At 68.2% G+C, this 19,349-nt stretch carries 15 protein-coding genes and 1 pseudogene; 9 read left to right on the top strand and 7 right to left on the bottom strand.

The annotated features are described in order from the left end of the window. Positions 1 to 38 precede the first annotated feature (38 nt). Positions 39 to 893 (top strand): TIGR02569 family protein, encoded by an 855-nt coding sequence (locus A9W95_RS16420; RefSeq protein ID WP_067414777.1) that lies wholly within the window; start codon positions 39 to 41, stop codon positions 891 to 893. On the opposite strand, the gene A9W95_RS16415 is transcribed toward A9W95_RS16420, so the two are convergent. Both A9W95_RS16415 and A9W95_RS16410 read right to left on the bottom strand, forming a co-directional pair. Continuing rightward, on the bottom strand, positions 894 to 1,196 hold the full coding sequence (locus A9W95_RS16415; RefSeq protein WP_067414775.1) for an MGMT family protein: 303 nt from the start codon (positions 1,194 to 1,196) through the stop codon (positions 894 to 896). It abuts the gene before it with no gap. 3 nt (positions 1,197 to 1,199) lie between these two features. After that, positions 1,200 to 1,985 (bottom strand): alpha/beta fold hydrolase, encoded by a 786-nt coding sequence (locus A9W95_RS16410; RefSeq protein ID WP_067414772.1) that lies wholly within the window; start codon positions 1,983 to 1,985, stop codon positions 1,200 to 1,202. Positions 1,986 to 2,062: 77 nt separating this feature from the next. Here A9W95_RS16410 and A9W95_RS16405 point away from each other — a divergent pair, with 77 nt between their 5' ends. From A9W95_RS16405 to nudC, 4 genes are all read left to right on the top strand, one after another. Next, positions 2,063 to 5,197: an ATP-dependent DNA helicase gene (locus tag A9W95_RS16405; protein ID WP_067414769.1), complete on the top strand. Its 3,135-nt coding sequence runs from the start codon at positions 2,063 to 2,065 to the stop codon at positions 5,195 to 5,197. Beyond that, a complete protein-coding gene (locus A9W95_RS16400; protein WP_371328084.1) occupies positions 5,137 to 8,481 on the top strand; it encodes an ATP-dependent helicase in 3,345 nt (1,114 codons plus the stop codon). Before A9W95_RS16405 ends, A9W95_RS16400 begins: the two co-directional genes overlap by 61 nt. A gap of 62 nt (positions 8,482 to 8,543) precedes the next feature. After that, on the top strand, positions 8,544 to 9,614 hold the full coding sequence (locus tag A9W95_RS16395; protein ID WP_067414763.1) for a TrkA family potassium uptake protein: 1,071 nt from the start codon (positions 8,544 to 8,546) through the stop codon (positions 9,612 to 9,614). After that, on the top strand, positions 9,615 to 10,538 hold the full coding sequence (gene nudC, locus A9W95_RS16390; RefSeq protein ID WP_067414760.1) for an NAD(+) diphosphatase: 924 nt from the start codon (positions 9,615 to 9,617) through the stop codon (positions 10,536 to 10,538). It abuts the gene before it with no gap. 15 nt (positions 10,539 to 10,553) lie between these two features. On the opposite strand, the gene A9W95_RS16385 is transcribed toward nudC, so the two are convergent. After that, positions 10,554 to 11,189: a sensor domain-containing protein gene (locus A9W95_RS16385; RefSeq protein ID WP_067414825.1), complete on the bottom strand. Its 636-nt coding sequence runs from the start codon at positions 11,187 to 11,189 to the stop codon at positions 10,554 to 10,556. A gap of 68 nt (positions 11,190 to 11,257) precedes the next feature. Further along, positions 11,258 to 11,503, bottom strand: a complete 246-nt coding sequence (gene mrx1 / locus A9W95_RS16380) for a mycoredoxin Mrx1 (RefSeq protein WP_067414757.1) — start codon at positions 11,501 to 11,503, stop codon at positions 11,258 to 11,260. A 124-nt stretch (positions 11,504 to 11,627) separates the two neighbouring features. Here mrx1 and A9W95_RS16375 point away from each other — a divergent pair, with 124 nt between their 5' ends. The 3 genes from A9W95_RS16375 to A9W95_RS16370 all read left to right on the top strand — a co-directional run bounded on the left by A9W95_RS16375 (position 11,628) and on the right by A9W95_RS16370 (position 14,405). Further along, complete coding sequence (locus A9W95_RS16375; protein ID WP_172826636.1) at positions 11,628 to 13,727, top strand: ATP-dependent DNA helicase UvrD2; 2,100 nt, start codon at positions 11,628 to 11,630, stop codon at positions 13,725 to 13,727. 113 nt (positions 13,728 to 13,840) lie between these two features. Next, positions 13,841 to 13,990 carry a hypothetical protein gene (locus tag A9W95_RS28030; RefSeq protein WP_253851678.1) on the top strand — a complete coding sequence of 50 codons (150 nt, stop codon included), beginning with the start codon at positions 13,841 to 13,843 and terminating at the stop codon, positions 13,988 to 13,990. 139 nt (positions 13,991 to 14,129) lie between these two features. Continuing rightward, positions 14,130 to 14,405 (top strand): WhiB family transcriptional regulator, encoded by a 276-nt coding sequence (locus A9W95_RS16370; RefSeq protein WP_067414751.1) that lies wholly within the window; start codon positions 14,130 to 14,132, stop codon positions 14,403 to 14,405. Between the two features lie 12 nt (positions 14,406 to 14,417). On the opposite strand, the pseudogene A9W95_RS16365 reads toward A9W95_RS16370, so the two are convergent. The 3 genes and pseudogenes from A9W95_RS16365 to A9W95_RS16355 all read right to left on the bottom strand — a co-directional run bounded on the left by A9W95_RS16365 (position 14,418) and on the right by A9W95_RS16355 (position 18,122). Further along, positions 14,418 to 15,762, bottom strand: a pseudogene (locus tag A9W95_RS16365) (ABC1 kinase family protein). 85 nt (positions 15,763 to 15,847) lie between these two features. Continuing rightward, positions 15,848 to 16,699: a TOMM precursor leader peptide-binding protein gene (locus A9W95_RS16360; RefSeq protein WP_067414748.1), complete on the bottom strand. Its 852-nt coding sequence runs from the start codon at positions 16,697 to 16,699 to the stop codon at positions 15,848 to 15,850. 37 nt (positions 16,700 to 16,736) lie between these two features. After that, positions 16,737 to 18,122, bottom strand: a complete 1,386-nt coding sequence (locus A9W95_RS16355) for a zinc-dependent metalloprotease (RefSeq protein ID WP_156746240.1) — start codon at positions 18,120 to 18,122, stop codon at positions 16,737 to 16,739. A 77-nt stretch (positions 18,123 to 18,199) separates the two neighbouring features. On the opposite strand from A9W95_RS16355, the gene A9W95_RS16350 reads away from it, so the two are divergent. Continuing rightward, a complete protein-coding gene (locus tag A9W95_RS16350; protein ID WP_067414817.1) occupies positions 18,200 to 19,222 on the top strand; it encodes a PDZ domain-containing protein in 1,023 nt (340 codons plus the stop codon). Positions 19,223 to 19,349: the final 127 nt, after the last annotated feature.

Below are 19,349 nucleotides of genomic sequence, written 5' to 3'. Positions count from 1 at the left end.
GTGCCGACGCGCATTGTCGCCCGACTAGGCTAACCCCCGTGACAGTCGAGCCACCGCCGGAACATGTGCTGGTGGCATTCGGACTGAACGGAGTGCAGCCCATCCCGCTCGGACTCAGCTGGGAAGGCGGCTGGCGGTGCGGCGAGGTGGTGTTGTCCCTGGTGGCTGACCATGCGCGCGCGGCCTGGTCGGCCAAGGTCCGAGAGACGCTGTTCGTCGACGGCATCCGACTGGCCCGGCCGGTTCGCTCGACCGACGGTCGATACGTCGTATCCGGCTGGCGAGCCGACACCTTTGTGGCGGGAACACCGGAACCCCGCCATGACGAAGTCGTCTCGGCGGCGGTGCGTCTGCACGAGGCCACCGGCAAGTTGGAGCGGCCCCGGTTCCTGACCCAGGGGCCCACCACGCCGTGGGCCGACGTCGACGTGTTCATCGCCGCCGACCGGGCCGCGTGGGAAGAACGGCCGCTGCAGTCGGTTCCGCCCGGAGCGCGCACGGCGCCGGCCACTTCCGACGCCGAACGATCGGTCGAGTTGATCAATCAGCTGGCCACCTTGCGTAAACCCACTCGCAGTCCGAACCAGGTGGTGCACGGAGACCTCTACGGCACAGTGCTTTTCGCCGGCACCGCACCTCCGGGCATCACCGACATCACCCCGTACTGGCGGCCGGCCTCTTGGGCGGCGGGTGTCGTCGTGGTTGACGCGCTGTCGTGGGGCGAGGCCGACGACGGGCTCATCGAGCGGTGGAACGCGCTGCCAGAATGGCCGCAGATGTTGTTGCGCGCGTTGATGTTCCGATTAGCGGTGCACGCCCTGCATCCGCGGTCGACCGCTGAGGCGTTTCCGGGCCTGGCGCGCACCGCCGCAATGGTCCGGATGGAACTGTAGTCACCCCGGGAATTCGTGGCGGACCTCGTCCAGCGCGACCCGCCCGTCGACCGCCAACACCCCTTCAGCGCGCAGCAATTCGAGCTGTCGGGTGCTCAGGTGCCGTGCCGGGCGCCCGGATGCGGTGATCACCCGGTGCCACGGCAGGTCCGAAGAGTCGGTCCGCATGATCCAGCCGACGATTCGCGGACTGGAAAGCCCTGCAACAGCGGCGATATCGCCGTAGGTGGCGACCCGACCCGGTGGTATCGCGGCAACCAGCGAACGCACCCGCTCGACCTGCTCATCGGTTATCGCCGCCACCGGTCAGCGCCCCGCAAGATGGTCGCGAACAACGGCGGCAACTTCGGCCGGCTTGGCCAGCGGCACCATATGGTTGCAGTCGAAATCCAGTAATTCGAAAGCGGATCCGAGCCGGTCCTGCAGTCCGGTGATCAATCGGTCACTCACATACCGCACTTCGGAACCGGTCGCCCGAACCACCGTGGTGGGTATGCCGGCCGGCGGCAACACGATGTCGCGAGCCAGTTCGCTCCAATAGCAAACCATGGCGGGTTGACTTATCCGCCAGCCATAGCGTCCGTTCGGCAAAGCGATCAGGTGCTCGGCCAACTCCGCGTCGAGCACCGCGCCGTCCACATCCGACCAGGCGCCATACGCCTTTTCCGCGCGCGCTTCGGCGGGGTCGGTGTAGTCGGGGAACGCCACCATCGCATCGGCAACCTCGCGCACGCGCGCCCCGTCCACCGCGACCGCCGGATCCAGCAGCACCAATGCCGAGACAAGGTCGGGGCGAGCCGCGGCCAGGTGCAACGCTATTGCGCCGCCGAACGAATGCCCGACCACCACCACCGGCCAGTCGGCTTGGTCGTCGACCAGGGCCGTCAGCGCCGCAACATTGGCGTCGATACTCCACGGTGCATCCCACGAGGATCTGCCATGCCCCAACAGATCCGGAGCTGCAATGGTGGTTTTGGGCATGTGGGCGGCCAACGATTGCCAAGCCCGGCCGTGCTCGGTCACCCCGTGCATCGTCAGTACCCGAAATGGGCCGGGCGGACCGAAGCGGTGCACGTGCAGGTGGGCGGCCACGCGTCGATGATGCCAGGTAGGGGTGACTGTTCAGGCGCTGCGGTCAACTTGTCGGACCCTCGTGGTTGCATGCCGCTATGTCATTCACGTGGGACGGGGAAGCCCAGAGTGTGCTGACACCTGGCACCCGCGGCGTGGTGCGCATCCTCGGCGGTCCGGGGACGGGAAAGAGCAGCCTGTTAATCGACGCCGCGGTGGCACGCATCGCAGCCGGGGTCGAGCCGGAATCGGTTCTGTTGCTTACCGGCTCGGGCAAGCTCGACCAGCGAGCGCGCAGTGCGCTGACCATGGCGTTGTTGCGGTCCTCCGCGGCCGGGGTGGGTCCTACGGCGGTCCACGAGCCGTTGGTGCGTACCCCGCACAGCTACGCCTATGCGGTGCTGCGGCGCGCCGCCGAGCGTGCCGGCGACCCGCCTCCGCGACTGCTCACCAGCGCCGAACAAGACGCCATCATCCGGGAGTTGTTGGCCGGACACCTTCAGGACGGACAAGCCGCAGCGACGGCCTGGCCGGCACATCTGCGGCCCGCGCTGGTCACTGCTGGGTTCGCCACCGAGTTGCGAGACCTCTTGGCCCGCTGCGCCGAACGCGGCGTCGAGCCGATGGCGCTAGAACGTCTCGGCCGACGGTGCGGTCGACCGGAATGGACCGCCGCCGGGCAGTTCGCCCGCGAGTACGAGCAGGTGATGTTGCTGCGAGCGGCCGTGGGAATGGCCGCGCCGGAAGCGACGGCTCCCGCGTTGGGTGCCGCCGAATTGGTCGGGGCGGCCCTCGAGGCGTTCGCGGTCGATCCTGACCTTCTGGCGGCCGAACGCACACGGATTCGGCTGTTGCTGGTCGATGACGCTCAACAGCTTGATCCGCAAGCCGCGCAATTGATCCGCGTGTTGGCGGGGGGCGCGGAGCTTGCCTTGGTGGCCGGTGATCCCCATCAGGCGGTGTTCGGGTTTCGGGGCGGTGAGCCCGCCAGCCTGCTGGCGCAGGACGGCCCGTCGATCACGTTGCGTCACTCGCACCGGTGCGCTCCGGCGGTGGCCCGGGCGGTCAACGGCATCGCCCGCCGCTTGCCGGGTAGCGGGGCCGCCACTCACCTGAACAGTGTCGACGCCGACGGCGGTTCGGTCACGGCGCGGCTGGCCACGTCGGCGCACGCCGAAGCGGCGCTGATCGCCGACGCGCTGCGGCGTGCTCACCTCATCGACGGCGTGCCATGGTCGCAGATGGCGGTCATCGTCAGATCCGTGCCGCGCGCGGCGGCGCGCTTGCCGCGCGCCCTGGCGGCTGCGGGTGTTCCGGTGGAAACCCCGCCGAACAGCGGGCCGCTGGCCGACGAGCCGGCCGTGCGGGCGCTGCTGACGGTGCTGGCCGCGACCGCTGACGGCCTCACCGGTGCGCAAGCGTTCGACTTGCTCACCGGCCCGATCGGGCGCCTCGACCCCATCTCGTTGCGCCAACTGCGGCGCACCCTGCGACGCGGCCGAAGCGATTGCCCGGCACCGAAGTTCGGCGAGCTGCTGGTCGAAGCGCTGACGAATGACGTTCCCAAATCAGGACCGCAGGCCCGCCCCGTCCTCGCGGTGCGGGCGGTGCTGTCCGCCGCGGCGCGCTGCCATGGCCAAGGGCAAGATCCCCGGTACACGCTGTGGGCGGCATGGCAGCGGTCCGGGCTGCAACGTCGTTGGCTGGCGACCGTTGAGCGCGGCGGCTCGGGCGTAGCCCAGGCCGCCCGCGACCTAGAAGCGGTGACCGCGCTGTTCGACCTCACCGACCAGTACGTGTCCCGGACCTCGGGTGCATCGCTGCGGGGTCTGGTGGACCATGTTTCGGCGCTGCAAGTGCCCCACGTCATGCCGGGCGCGGTGACCCACGGTGAGCAGGTGCAGGTGCTCAGTGCGCACGCGGCCCTCGACCACGAATGGGACTTCGTCGTCATTGCCGGCTTGCAGGAAGGCTTGTGGCCCAACACCGTTCCGCGTGGCGGTGTGCTGGCCACGCAGCGGTTGCTCGACGAGCTGGACGGCGTGGCCCATGAGGCTTCGGTGCGCGCGCCGTTGTTCGCCGAGGAGCGCCGGCTACTGCTGGCAGCGATGGGTCGGGCCCGGCACCGGCTGATGGTGACCGCGGTTGACGGCGATACTGGCGCCAGTGGTCAGGACGCCGCGCTGCCGTCGGCGCTGTTTCACGAGGTCGCCGCGCTGGTTGGCGTCGACGACGTTGCGATGCAGCCGGTTTCCAGTCCGCGCGTGCTGGCAGCGGCGTCGGTCGTGGGTCGACTGCGTGGTTTGGTATGCGCCCCCGACGGCGCGGTCGACGATGTGGCGCGCCGGTGCGCGGCCGAACAGTTGGCCCGGCTGGCCAAAGCCGGTGTGCCGGGGGCTGATCCGGCGGGTTGGCATGGCCTCATGCCGGTGAGCACCGATGCGCCGTTGCGCGACAGCGACGAGGCGGTCACCTTGACGCCCTCGACGCTGCAAGCTCTCAACGATTGCCCGTTGCGTTGGCTGGCCGAACGGCACGGCGCAACCCAAGCACGCGACCTTCGCTCGACTATCGGCTCGGTCATGCACGCGTTGATCGCCCAACCGGGCAAGACCGAATCGGAATTACTGGGACAGCTCGATCGGGTGTGGCAGCACTTACCCTTTGAAGCACAGTGGCATTCGGCCAACGAGTTGGACCGTCACCGCGCCATGATTCAGGCGTTCGTCGAATGGCGAGCGCAGACGCGCGGCGAACTGACCGAGATCGGCGTCGAAGTCGACGTCGACGGTGTGCTGCCCGCCCGAGGCGACGACGACGATCCGGTGCGCCTGCGCGGACGGGTTGATCGGCTCGAGCGTGACGGCGCGGGTCGGTTGGTGATCGTCGACATCAAGACGGGCAAGTCACCGGTCAGCAAAGACGACGCCCAACAGCATGCCCAACTGGCGATGTACCAGCTCGCGGTGGCCGACGGCCTATTGTCGGACGGCGACCAGGAGGAGCCGGGGGGCGCGCGGTTGGTTTACCTCGGCAAGCAAAACGCCGGCGGTGTCACCGAGCGCGACCAGGACCCGCTGACGCCGGACGTGCGCGACGAGTGGCGGCACCGAGTCCATCAGGCCGCGGCGGCGACGGCCGGCCCACAGTTCGTCGCGCGGCGCAACGCCGGATGCTCGCATTGCCCCATCCGGCCGATCTGTCCCGCCCACACCGACGGACCGCAGCTATGACCGCGCGGTACAGCCCTTCCGAATTGTCAGCCGCGCTGGGTCTTTTCGCGCCGACCGACGAGCAGGCCGCGGTGATTTCCGCGCCGCCAGGCCCGCTGGTTGTCATCGCGGGCGCCGGTGCGGGCAAAACCGAGACGATGGCTGCCCGGGTGGTGTGGCTGGTTGCCAACGGCTACGCCGATCCGGGACAAGTGCTTGGCCTGACCTTCACCCGCAAGGCCGCCGGTCAGCTGCTGCGCCGGGTCCGCTCCCGGCTGGCCCGGTTAGCGGGCATCGGCTTGGTTGGGATAGGCGGGCCGGGTGAGGCCGCCGACGACCCGGCGGGGTCACCGACGGTGAGCACCTATCACGCATTCGCCGGCTCACTGCTGCGTGACTTCGGCCTGCTGCTGCCCGTCGAGCCCGATACCCGGCTACTCAGCGAGACCGAACTGTGGCAGCTGGCCTTCGACGTGGTCAACGGGTATCGCGGCGAACTGCGCACCGACAAGACACCCGCGGCGGTCACCTCGATGGTGCTGCGCTTGTGGGGTCAGCTGGCTGAGCACCTTGTGGACACCGCGCAATTGCGCGATACGCATGTCGAGTTGGAAAGACTGGTGCACGCCTTGCCGGCGGGACCCCATCAGCGCGACCGCGGCCCCAGCCAATGGTTACTGCGGATGCTGGCGACTCAGACTCAGCGCGCGGAACTGGTGCCTTTGCTCGACGCGCTCCATCAGCGCATGCGCGCCGACAAGGTCATGGACTTCGGCATGCAGATGGCGTCAGCCGCTCGGCTGGCCGAGACCTTCCCGCAAGTCGGTCAGGACTTGCGCCACCGCTACCGCGTGGTGCTGCTCGACGAATACCAAGACACCGGTCATGCCCAGCGAGTCGCGCTGTCGGCGTTGTTCGGTGCCGGCGCCGACGACGGGTTGGCACTGACAGCCGTTGGTGACCCGATCCAATCCATCTACGGGTGGCGCGGCGCCTCGGCGACCAACCTGCCACGGTTCACCACCGACTTCCCCCGGTCCGACGGAACCCCGGCGCCCGTGCTGGAACTGCGCACCAGCTGGCGGAACCCACCCGAAGCGCTGCAGGTCGCCAACGAGATCTCCGCGGAGGCGCGGCGGCGATCGGTGGCGGTGCGCGCCCTGCGACCCCGGCCAGACGCCACACCCGGAACCGTCCGTTGCGCTCTGCTCGCCGATGTGCAGGCCGAACGCGACTGGATCGCCGACCACCTGCGCGATCACTACCGGCAGGCCCACGACGAAGGGAACAGCCCACCCACCGCGGCGGTGCTGGTGCGGCGCAACGCTGACGCCGCGCCGATCGCCGACGCATTGCGTGCCCGCGGCGTGCCCGTCGAAGTGGTCGGCCTGGGCGGACTGCTGGCCGTGCCCGAGGTCGCCGACGTGGTCGCGATGCTGCGCCTGGTCACCGACCCGACCGCCGGCGCGGCGGCGATGCGAGTGCTCACCGGGCCTCGGTGGCGCCTGGGCGGTCGAGATCTGGCTGCACTGTGGCGGCGCGCGCGGACCCTCGTCGCTACGCCCACGCCAGCCGAACTGGCGTCACCGGAATCTATTGCGCTGCTGGCCGGACCGGATGCCGACACCGCATGCCTGGCCGACGCTATCTGCGACCCGGGCCCGGCCACGGACTATTCGGCCGCCGGATACCAGCGCATCGAGGCGCTGGCCGGCGAGTTGACCGGGCTGCGTGGCCATCTCGGCCGCTCGCTACCCGACCTGGTGGCCGAGGTACGCCGCATCATGGGCATCGACTGCGAAGTCCGCGCCGCCGTCGCCTCCCGCGACACGAACGCCGGCACCTGGGCGGGCGCGGAGCACCTCGACGCGTTCGCCGACGTCGTCGCGGACTACGCCGAACGGGTCAGCGCAGCGTCGGTGGCAGGATTGCTCGGCTATCTCGACGTGGCAGCGGTCGTGGAGAACGGGCTGGCGCCGGCGCAATTAGCGGTCGCCCGGGACCGGGTCCAAATTCTCACTGTGCACGCCGCCAAGGGATTGGAGTGGCAGGTGGTCGCGGTGGCACACCTGTCCGGCGGCGTCTTCCCGTCGTCGGCATCGCGCAGTAGTTGGCTCACCGACCCCTCGGAACTGCCGCCGCTGTTGCGGGGTGACCGGGCAGCGGCGGGCGCGCTTGGCGTCCCGGTCATGGACACCTCGACTGTCACCAACCGTAAACATTTGTCCGACACCATCTCCGAGCACCGTCGCCAGCTCGACCAGCGGCGCGTCGACGAAGAGCGTCGACTGCTCTACGTCGGAGTCACCCGGGCCGAGGAGACGCTGCTGGTGTCGGGTCACCAATGGGGCGCCACCGGATTGAAGCCGCGCGGGCCGTCGGAGTTCCTGTGTGGACTGAAGGACATCATCGAGCGTTCCGCCGCAGCGGGTGAACCCTGCGGAACGATCGAGCACTGGGCGCCAACACCGGCCGACGGTGAACGAAACCCTCTGCAAGACAACATCGTCGAAGCGGTATGGCCCGCCGAGCCGCTGAGCCGACGCGACGACGTACGGCGCGGCGCGGCGCTGGTTGCCCACGCCATGTCGACCGGCAACCCGGCACGCGATGCGGGTGACCTCGACGGCCTGGTGGCAGACGTCGATGCGCTGCTGGCCGAACGTGCCCGGGCAACCGCGCCGCGGGTACCTGCACTGCCAAGCCAGATCTCGGTGAGCGGACTGGTCGAACTCGCTCGAGACCCCGCCGCGGCGGCGCAGCGAATGGCGTATCGGCTACCCACCCGGCCAGACCCACACGCGTTGCTCGGCAATGCGTTTCACTCCTGGGTGCAGCGGTTCTACGGCGCCGAGTTATTGTTCGACCTGCGTGACCTGCCGGGCGCGGCCGACTCCGAGGTGGAGGACAGCGAAGAATTGGCCGCCTTGCAGTCAGCCTTCACTCGATCCCGGTGGGCGGCGCGCACCCCCATCGCGGTCGAGGTGCCGTTCGAGATGCCGATCGGTGACACCGTGGTGCGGGGCCGCATCGACGCGGTGTTCGGCGATCCGGATGGCGGCGTAACGGTGGTGGACTGGAAAACCGGTGAGCCGCCGCGCGGTGCCGAAGCGATGCGGCAGGCCGCCGTCCAGCTCGCCGTCTACCGGATGGCGTGGGCCGCACTGTCCGGCTGCGCCGAATCGTCAGTGCGCACCGCCTTCCACTACGTGCGCAGCGCCATCACGGTCGCCCCGCAGAAGTTGCCCGAAGCCGAGGAGTTAGTTGCACTGTTAGCCGACTCCGACCGCCCGAATGAGCAGTGAGCGTGGTTACATTTGTCTGGTGCGGGTGTGGGGCGCGGCGAACAAGCCGGTGACGGGTTTCCGTGGCGAAAGGTAGCTGGCGCAGGCTGAGGCGGCTCGACGAGACGCTGACGGCTCAGCCCAGTTACGCGCTCGTGGGCGTGCTGCGCATTCCGCAGGGCCGGGTCAGTCCGGCGAGCATCATCTCGCGCCGGGTGGCCATCGCATTGATCGCGTTGATGGCCGCAGCGGTCATCGTCTACCTGGATCGCGACGGCTACCGCGACGCCCAGGGCGACCGGCTCACTTTCGTCGACTGCCTGTACTACGCCGCGGTGACGCTCTCGACCACCGGATATGGCGACATCACGCCGATCTCGGAATTCGCGCGCGGGATCAACATCCTGATCATCACGCCGCTGCGGATCGCGTTCCTGATCTTGCTGGTCGGAACGACGCTCGAGGTAGTCACCGAGACGTCCCGCCAAGCGTTCAAGATTCAGCGTTGGAGGAGCAGAGTGCGTAACCACACGGTCGTCATCGGCTACGGCACGAAAGGCAAGACAGCCATCGCCGCCATGCTCAGCGACGAGGTGGTGCCCGGGGACATCGTCGTCGTCGACACCGACCGGGCGGCTCTGGACCGCGCGGCGGCCGCCGGGTTGGTCACCGTCCACGGCGATGCCACCAAGTCCGATGTGCTGCGCCTGGCGGGAGCTCAACATGCGGCGTCCATCATCGTCGCCGCCAGTCGAGACGACACCGCGGTGCTGGTAACGCTGACCGCGCGGGAGCTGTCACCGAAAGCCAAGATCGTGGCGTCCATCCGGGAAGCCGAGAACCAGCACTTGCTGCAGCAATCCGGCGCGAACTCGGTGGTCGTGTCGTCGGAGACCGCGGGCCGGCTACTGGGACTGGCGACCACCACACCCAGTGTGGTGCAGATGATCGAGGATCTGCTCACGCCCGACGCGGGGCTGGCCATCGCCGAGCGGGAGGTCGAGCAATCCGAAGTCGGCGGTTCGCCGCGGCATCTGCGCGACATTGTGCTCGGTGTGGTGCGCGACGGTCAGCTGTTGCGTATCGGCGCGCCCGAGGTGGATGCCGTCGAGGCCAGCGACCGGTTGTTGTACATCCGAAGCGCGGGGCACTAGATGGATTTTCGGCTGCGGGAGATCCCGCTGCTGTCGCGGGTGGGCGCCGACCGCTCGGACCAGTTGCGCACCGATGTGGAAGCGGCCGCCGCCGGCTGGCCCGACGCGGCACTGCTGCGAGTGGATCCCCGCAATCAGGTCATGGCCGTCGACGGCAAGGTGCTGCTCGAGTCCGCCGCCGCGCTGGGCGACAAGCCTCCGCCGGAGGCGGTGTTCCTCGGCCGCATAGACGGCGGGCGCCACGTGTGGGCCATCCGCAGCGGACTGCAACCACCCGACGACCCCGACGTGCGCGCCGAAGTCGTCGACTTGCGCAGGCTCGGTCGCGTCCTCGACGACACCAGCAGCCACCTGGTGTCCTCGGCAACCGCGCTGCTCAACTGGCATGACGCCGCCCGCTTCAGCCCGATCGACGGCACTCCGACCAAGCCGGCGCGAGCGGGCTGGGCTCGGATCAACCCGCTGACCGGGCATGAAGAGTACCCCCGCATCGACCCGGCGGTGATCTGCCTGGTGCACGACGGCGGGGACCGTGCCGTCCTGGCCCGTCAGGCGGTCTGGCCGGAGCGGTTCTTTTCGCTGCTGGCCGGTTTCGTCGAGGCCGGCGAGTCGTTCGAAGTGTGCGTCGCCCGGGAGATCCGCGAGGAGATCGGCCTGACCGTCAGCGACGTGCGATACCTGGGCAGCCAGCCGTGGCCGTTCCCGCGCTCGCTCATGGTCGGCTTCCACGCCGTGGCCGACCCCGACCAGGAGTTCTCGTTTAACGACGGCGAGATCGTCGAGGCTGCCTGGTTCACCCGCGACGAAATCCGCGCTGCGTTGGACGCCGGCGACTGGAGTACCGCGTCGGACGCCAAACTCCTTCTGCCCGGCTCGATTTCAATCGCACGGGTGATCATCGAGTCGTGGGCCGCGCAGGAGTAAGGCCCGCCGCCGCGTCTACTTGACCCGATCGGTGATCGTCTGCATCACCGTGGCCGCGATCCGCTCCGCGGGTTCGATGCCCACCACGCCGACCGATATCAAGACCGAATTTTTCGCCCGGTACAGGTGGCTCCAGCCCTGGTCGATGATCTTGAGGGTGGTGGGATCGGACTTGTCTAGGGTGAAGTCGTATTTCGGGTCGTGCAACGCGGTGCACGCCGTCAGCGAAGACTCCAGTTGATTGAGCGCATTGCGCGCCGCCAGGGAATCCGGGTAGATCGCCGCGGCCTGGCTGACGGAGTCGACCAACGCGTTGCCGCCGGGATCAATGTCGTCGGTGACCCCGCTGTAGCCCGCGCTGCGAAATTCCGTCCAGCCGTTCGCGAACGTCAGATCGCTGGTGCCTGCGGCCCGGCACGGCCCCGGTGCGGTCAAGTCACCGGGCGGCGGATGCCGCAAATCGGCATGCGAATGTGGCGTCAGCTCTTCGTAATTGGCGATCCGACGGACTTCTTCGACGCTGACGATCAACGCGTCGACGCCGGACGGTTGGCTGGTGGTCTTGGCCGCAGAGTTGCTGTGCGAACACGCCGTGATCGCCACGACCGCGGTGCACGCCATGACGGCCAACCTGACAGCGGCCGATGCCATGGTCCTCATGGTAAGGGGCAGAGCACCCGCGACCCGACAAAACCAAAGGTGACGTGTCGCCGCGGCGCTCAGCTGGCTAGCTTGGCTTTGACCTCGTTAGCACTGGGGTTGGTCATCGTCGAGCCGTCGGCGAACTTCACCGTCGGCACTGTCCGGTTACCTCCGTTGACCGAGCCCACGAACTCCGCGGCGGAGGGGTTCTGTTCGATGTCCACCTCGTCGTAGGAGATGCCTTGGGCATTGAGCGCTTTCTTCAACCGAAAGCAGTAGCCGCACCATGACGTCGTGTAAATCGTGAGCGCCGCGTTGGTCATGACTGGTTAACGTAGCCGGGCGACGAAGCATTCCGTGTCGCGGGTACCGGCGGCGACGAGGGCGAACAAACACCGGCGTGGCGACATGCCCGGTTTGTCGGCGACCGCTGCCAAGATGGACGCCATGCCGATGGTCGCTGACGCATTGACCGCCGGGCTGGACGATGAGCAGCGCGAAGCCGTCCTGGCCCCGCGCGGACCGGTCTGCGTGCTCGCCGGCGCGGGGACCGGCAAAACCCGCACCATCACCCATCGCATCGCCCAACTGGTCGGCGGCGGTCACGTCGCCGCCGGCCAAGTCTTAGCCGTGACCTTCACCCAGCGGGCGGCAGGGGAGATGCGCGCCCGGCTGCGCGCTTTGGACGCCGCGGCGCGTTGCGGCGCCAGCGTGGGTGGGGTGCAAGCGCTGACCTTCCACGCCGCCGCGCGCCGTCAGCTGCGCTACTTCTGGCCGCGAGTGGTCGGCGACACCCGCTGGGAGCTGCTGGACACCAAGTTCGCCGTCGTGGCCCGGGCCGCCAGCCGCTGCCGCATCAACACCAGCACCGACGACGTGCGCGATCTGGCCGGCGAGATCGAGTGGGCGAAGGCGTCGCTGATCGGTCCGGAGCAGTACGCCGGCGCGGTGGCTGCCGACGGTCGCGACACCCCGCTCGACGCGGAAAAGGTCGCGGCGGTCTACGCCGCCTACGAAGCGCTGAAGGCTCGCGACGAGTCGGTGGCCCTGCTGGACTTCGACGACCTGTTGCTGCACACCGCGGCCGCCATCGAAAACGATCCGGCGGTGGCCGACGAATTCCGCGACCGCTACCGCTGCTTCGTCGTTGACGAGTATCAGGACGTCACTCCGCTGCAACAGCGGGTGCTGTCTGCCTGGCTGGGCGACCGGGACGACCTGACCGTCGTCGGAGACGCCAACCAGACCATCTACTCGTTCACCGGCGCCTCACCGCGGTTCCTGCTCGACTTCTCCCGGCGCTTCCCGGACGCGACCGTAGTGCGGCTGGAACGTGACTACCGGTCCACCCCGCAGGTGGTGTCGCTGGCCAACCAGGTGATCGCCGCTGCCCGCGGCCGGGTTGCTGGCAGCAAACTGCAACTGGTGGGTCAGCGCGCGCCGGGCCCGGCGCCGTCGTTTCAGGAGCATCCCGACGAGCCCGCCGAAGCCGCCGCGGTCGCCGCCGCCATTGCCCGGCTCATCGAGTCCGGTGTCGCTGCCGCGGAAATCGCCATTCTGTACCGGGTCAACGCCCAGTCCGAGGCCTATGAAGAAGCGCTGACCGAAGCCGGAATCGCCTACCAAGTCCGCGGCGGTGAAGGGTTCTTCAACCGTCAAGAGATCAAGCAGGCCCTGCTGGCTCTGCAGCGAGCGGCCGAGCGGGGCGCCGACGGCCCCCTGCCCGACGTGGTTCGTCAGGTGCTGGAACCGCTCGGACTGAGCGCCGAAGAACCCGTCGGCACCCGCGCCCGGGAGCGCTGGGAAGGGCTCACCGCGCTGGCACAGCTGGTCGACGACGAGATCGCGCAACGCCCGGACCTGCAGCTCCCGGGGTTGCTGGCCGAGCTGCGGATGCGCGCCGATGCCCGGCACCCACCCGTGGTCCAGGGCGTCACACTGGCCTCGCTGCACGCGGCCAAGGGGCTGGAATGGGACGCGGTGTTCCTGGTCGGCCTGGCCGACGGCACCTTGCCCATCTCCCATGCGTTGGCGCACGGACCGGAAAGCGAGGCCGTCGAGGAAGAACGGCGGCTGCTCTACGTCGGAGTCACCCGGGCGCGTGTCCACCTGTCGCTGAGCTGGGCGCTGGCCCGCGCCCCGGGCGGACGGCAAAGCCGCAAGCCCTCGCGGTTCCTCAACGGCATCGCCCCTCAGACCCGTGTCGACTCGGCGCCGAACAAGACCAAACGCAATCGCGGCGCGGCCCGCTGCCGCATCTGCAACAACATGTTGACCACTCCGGCGGCAATCATGCTGCGGCGCTGCGAAACCTGCGCCGGCGACATCGACGAGGAATTGCTGTTGGCGCTCAAGGCGTGGCGGTTGGACATCGCGAAGGAACAGAAGATTCCGCCGTACATCGTCTTCACCGACAACACCCTGATCGCCATCGCCGAATTGCTCCCAGCCGATGACGCCGCCCTGATCGCGATCCCGGGCATCGGCGCGCGCAAGCTCGAGCAGTACGGGGCCGATGTGCTGGAGTTGGTCCGGGCCCGGGGCTGACCGGAGACCGCCGCAAACGCCCTGGTCAGAAAATCGGTTGTGAGCAACGACGGATACCGTCTAGCCTCGATAACGCACTACGCCAGTCACATTTCGGAAGGAGGGCGGCCACGATGATCAGCAACGCGTTCGGTGCAGGCGTGGCTGCCGCGGTACGTGCCGCGGCGACCCTCCATGCCGCCCATGCCGCCGCACCGGCGGCAGCGGCCAAGCGCCGTATCGCCGCCGCGACTGCAGCGTCCGTGGATTGGGGCAGTACCTAGGTACGACACCCAGTTTCGCCGAATGGCCACGGACCCGAAGTCACAAGGATCCGTGGCCACACCTTTCTGGTGAACAACCTTCTTGGTCCGGATTCCGTCACAAGGACAGCCAACCGACCAGGAAGCAGGTGAAGAGGACATGTCAGCACTGACAGTCCCCAGACAGACGCTGCCCGCCCTGCCGTGCCATCGCGGCGATCCTGACCTGTGGTTCGCCGAGGCTCCCGCCGACCTCGAGCGTGCCAAGACGCTGTGCATCGGCTGCCCGATCCGGCGAGACTGCCTCGCCGAGGCGGTGGAACGTGCCGAGCCGTGGGGTGTGTGGGGCGGTGAAATCTTCGAACGCGGCGCCATTGTGGGGCGCAAGCGCCCGCGCGGGCGCCCACGCAAAGGGGGGAGTCCGGCCGCGGCTTAGGTCGCGGCCGGACTAGACGACGACCGTGTCGGGTTCGGTGAAGCCGGGGATCAGCTCCTCCGACAGCTCTTTGATGGGCACATGTGCGTCCAGCTGACACAGGATCGCGGCGACCGACGAGATCACCCGCATCGGAATGGCGAGCTTGACCGGCAGGTCCAGCTGTCGCGCGGTCTTGAGCTGGGAGACGGATTTGTCCAACTGGCTGACGGTCATCTTCTGCAGCCACTTGCGGGTGTAGTGGAACACGTCGACCGAGATGGGCTCGACGTATTGGCGCAGCATCTCGTCGATGTCGGGCACCGACACCTGCTGGCCTTTCTGGATGAAGCCGGCCTTCTCCATCGTCGGCAACAGCAGGTCGTAATTCTTCTCCTTGGCCAGCCGCATGATCCGCCCCAGCTCGATCGGGAAACCTCCCGGCAGGGGCGCCACGGCGCCGAAGTCGATGACACCGAGCCGTCCGTCGGGCATCAGCATGAAATTGCCCGGGTGGGCGTCCCCGTGCATCATGCCCACCCGCCGGGGCGCGTCGAAGGTCAACTCGGTGAGCAGCGTGCCGATCCGGTCGCGCTGCTCGGGAGTGCCGTTGCGGATGATCTCCGCCATCGGAATGCCCTCGATCCACTCCTGGATGACCACCTTGGGCGCGCTGGCCACGATGTGCGGCACCAGGAAGTGGGGGTGCTTGTCGTATCCCTTGGCGAATGCCCGCTGGTTGTCGGCTTCGAGCCGGTAGTCGAGTTCCATTTCGGTGCGCTCGACCAACTCGTCGACGACGCCCTGGACGTCGGCGCCGGGGGAGAGTTGCTTGAGCACGCCGACCATCCGCTGCATCGTCTTCAGATCCGCGCGAAGCGCCTCGTCGGCGCCCGGATACTGAATCTTGACGGCGACCTGGCGCCCGTCGGCCCACACCGCCTTGTGCACCTGGCCGATGCTCGCCGAGGCCACCGGTGTGTCGTTGAACTGGGCGAACCGCTCCCGCCACTTGGTGCCCAGCTGGGCATCGAGCACGCGATGGACCTTGTTGGCCGGTAGCGGCGGCGCATCTTTCTGCAACTTGGTCAGCGCCTCGCGATAAGGCTCACCGAATTGCTCGGGGATGGCCGCTTCCATCACCGACAGGGCTTGGCCGACCTTCATCGCCCCGCCCTTGAGTTCACCCAAGACGGTGAACAGTTGATTAGCCGCCTTCTCCATGAGCTCGGCGTTGACTTCGTCTCTGGACTTGCCGGTCAGCCGTTTCCCAAAGCCAAGAGCTGCGCGCCCGGCCATGCCCACCGGGAGGCTGGCGAGCTTCGCATTGCGGGCCGCGCGGCCACGCTTGATGTCTGCCACAACATCCATCATCCATGACCACTGGTCGTTTCCGGCATTGATCTTGGCAACAGTTGTATTCATCGTGGTGCGCTGCCCACGTCGGTCGTGCGGCGAATCGCTCAGCATGGGCACAGCGGGTGCTTGGTCCACTGCCGCGAAACGATCGAGCCGGCGTCCAGGTCGAATTCCAAGGTGGCGTTCAGCGCCGGCGGCGGAACCGGTGTCACGGGATGCGCACGCACCGCCGCGACCACTTGATTGACCTGGCTCAGGGCCAACGCCGCAGTGGCGAGCACGGTGGCCCGGTCGGCCACCCCTACGGTGTCGCGCAGCTGGGCGGCGATCGCCGGCCAGGCGGCATCCCGATCGCTGCGATGCAGGTCAGCGCAGCCCAAGCAGCTGGTCACCCCGGGGATCACCAGCGGGCCCACCAGCCCGGTGCCGTCGCGAACCCGAACCGGCAGGTGCGGAACTCGGGCGGTGTGCAGATCGCGCACGATGCGCGGGTCGGTCACCAGGTAGTCCGACAACACCACGAGGTCGACGTTGGCGTGGGCGACGCCGGCGTGCGGCTGGCTGCTGTGCCCGACCTTCGTCCCCGAGCAGCGCAGCGCCTGCACCAACAGGTCCGACAGCGGGCCGCGGCCATGAACCCGGATCGACGGTGCCCGGCTGCTACCGGTTCGGAGCCCACCCTTGACCACCCCAGCTCGGACCAGCTGGCCGATCAGTCCGGTCACCTCCTGCGGACCCATGCCGTGGGAACGGGCTTGGCGGTGAAGTTCGGCTAGCGGGACCGGTGATCGCAGGCCGCGCAGGAACCCGGCCAAGTCGGTGGCGGTCATGCCGTGGGGCGGGCGGATGAGCACCGCACGGCGCGGGTCCCAGCCGATCTGCACCGCGCCGTCGGGCCGCAACAGCACCGGCATGGCCGGATTCAGTGAATACGACGACGGCGTGACCCGCGGCATGACGTGACACTGTGCCACGCCGGTGAAGGTCGCGGGCTCAGTTATCCACAGACCCCGGTCCGGGGTCCTTGTCGTCGCGCTCGAGTTCGGCTTCCAAGTCCACCAGGGCCTCGTCGATGCCGCTGGTGTCACCGCCGATGACGCGGTCGATGAAGCCTGCCGGGTCGTCGAGATCCTCCGAGGCGGGCAGGAGGTCGGGGTGCTGCCAGACGGCGTCGCGGGCATCCATGCCGACGGCTTGGGTCAGCCGGTCCCACAACGCGCCGGCTTCGCGAAGCTTGCGGGGCCGCAGTTCCAGCCCCACCAGGGTGGCGAAGGTCTGCTCGGCCGGCCCGCCGCTGGCCCGGCGCCGGCGCAGCGTCTCGCTGAGGGCCGCTTCTCCGGGCAGTCGCTCGCCCAGCGCGGCGGTGACGACGGTCTGCACCCAACCCTCGATCAAGGCCAGCAGCGTTTCCAGCCGCTCCAGCGCCTGGGTCTGGGCGGGGGTCGCTTTGGGTTCGAAGACACCCTGGCTTAGCAACTCCTCCATGGCGGCCGGATCGGTCAGCGATGCCGGGTTGAAGTCGCGGGCCAACTCCTCGATGCCGCTCATGTCGATTTTCATGCCCATCGCGTAGGCCTCGACCGCCCCCAACAACTGGCTGGGCAGCCAGGGGACGTGGCTGAACAAACGGTGATGGGCGGCCTCTCGGGCGGCCAGGAAGGTCAGGATTTCGCTGCGTGGCTGCTCAAGGCCCTTGGCGAAGGACTCCACGGCGTCGGGCATGATCGCGGCCACGCCCTTGGGCCCCAGGGGCAGGCCGATGTCCGTCGAGGTCAGCACCTCACGGGAGAGCCGGCCCAGCGCCTGACCCAGCTGGGAACCGAACGCCATGCCGCCCATCGACGACATCATCGACAGCAGCGGGCCGGCCATGGACTTGGCTTCTTCGGGCAGGGAGGACACCCACACCGACGAAATCTGTTGCGCCATCGGGTCGCACAGCCGCTTCCAGGTCTCCAGGGTGTTGTCCACCCACTCGCTGGGACTCCACGCGACCGACTTCGACGTGCCGGCTGGCAACGCCGTCGCACCGTTCAGCCAGGTCTCGGCCAGGTGCACCGCATCGGCGATCGCCGAAGTGGTGGTGGCGGGAATCGGCGCGACGAACCCGATCGAGCTGGACGCCACCTGCCGGGCCAAGTCGTAATTGACCGGGCCGGAGTCCTTGCCCGACGCCATCGCCGTGCCCACGCCGCCGAACATCTCGCCGAGTCGGGTGAAGATCTGTCCCAAGTCGGCCATGTCGAAGTTCCCGCCCATGCCGAAGGCCCCGAACGGGTTTGCCCCCGAACCGGGATCGTTCTTCCCCTTGTCGCGGTCGGGGTCGTCTCCAGCGGAGAAGCCGAAAGGCAGGTCAGCCATGTTGTCAACGGTACCCATCGGGAGACCGGAAAGCGCGCGCCGCCGTCACGCTCGCAGCTGAATCGGTGCTCGGCGGGTCCGTCTACTGTATGGGCGTGAACAGGCGGATTTTGACCCTGATGGTCGCGCTGGTGCCGATCCTGGTGTTCGGTGTGTTGCTGGCGGTGGTGACGGTGCCGTTTGTTTCACTCGGTCCCGGGCCGACGTTCGACACGCTCGGTGAGGTCGACGGCAAGCAGGTCGTCCAGATCGACGGGACGCAGACCCATCCGACGTCGGGTCATCTCAACATGACGACGGTGTCCCAACGCGACGAGTTGACGCTGGGTGAAGCGCTGACGCTGTGGCTGTCCGGCCAGGAGCAGCTGGTGCCGCGCGACCTGGTCTACCCGCCGGGCAAATCCCGCGACGAGGTGGACAAGGCCAACAACGCCGACTTCAAGAATTCCGAGGACAGCGCGGAGTACGCGGCCTTGGGCTACCTGAAGTACCCCGAGGCGGTCACCGTGGCCACGGTCAGCGATCCCGGCCCCTCGCTGGGCAGGCTCAAGCCCGGTGATGCCATCGACATGGTCAACGGGACCCCGGTCGCCAACGTCGAGCAGTTCACCTCGCTGTTGAAGACCACTAAACCCGGCCAGGTGGTCACCCTCGACTTCCGGCGCAAGAACGAGCCCGCCGGCGTTACCCAGATCACGCTGGGCACCAACAAAGACCGCGACTACGGGTTCCTAGGTGTTGCGGTGCTCGACGCGCCGTGGGCGCCGTTCTCGGTGAACTTCAACCTGGCCAACATCGGAGGTCCTTCGGCCGGGTTGATGTTCAGTTTGGCCGTCGTCGACAAGCTGACCACCGGAGATCTGACCGGCAACGCGTTCATCGCCGGCACCGGCACCATCTCGGTCGACGGCAAGGTCGGGCCTATCGGCGGCATCACCCACAAGATGGCCGCCGCCCGCGCCGCCGGCGCCACGGTGTTCCTGGTGCCGGCCAAGAATTGCTACGAGGCGGCGTCCGACGATCCGCCGGGCCTGCGGTTGGTGAAGGTGGAGACCCTCGGGCAGGCGGTGGACGCGCTGCATGCGATGACGTCCGGGGCGCCGGCTCCGAGTTGCTAGTCGCGCCGAGCGTCACGCTGGCGTGGCTCTCGACGTCAACGGTCACGCTGGCGTGACGCTCGGCGGAGGTGCGGTGATGCGTACAGTTGTGACCGTCTAGAAAATCTCTAGCAACCGAGCAGGAGCG

The organism is Mycobacterium sp. 1423905.2 (assembly GCF_001673155.1).
Taxonomy (GTDB): Bacteria; Actinomycetota; Actinomycetes; order Mycobacteriales; family Mycobacteriaceae; genus Mycobacterium.
This window is presented reverse-complemented; position numbering and strand designations above follow the sequence as displayed.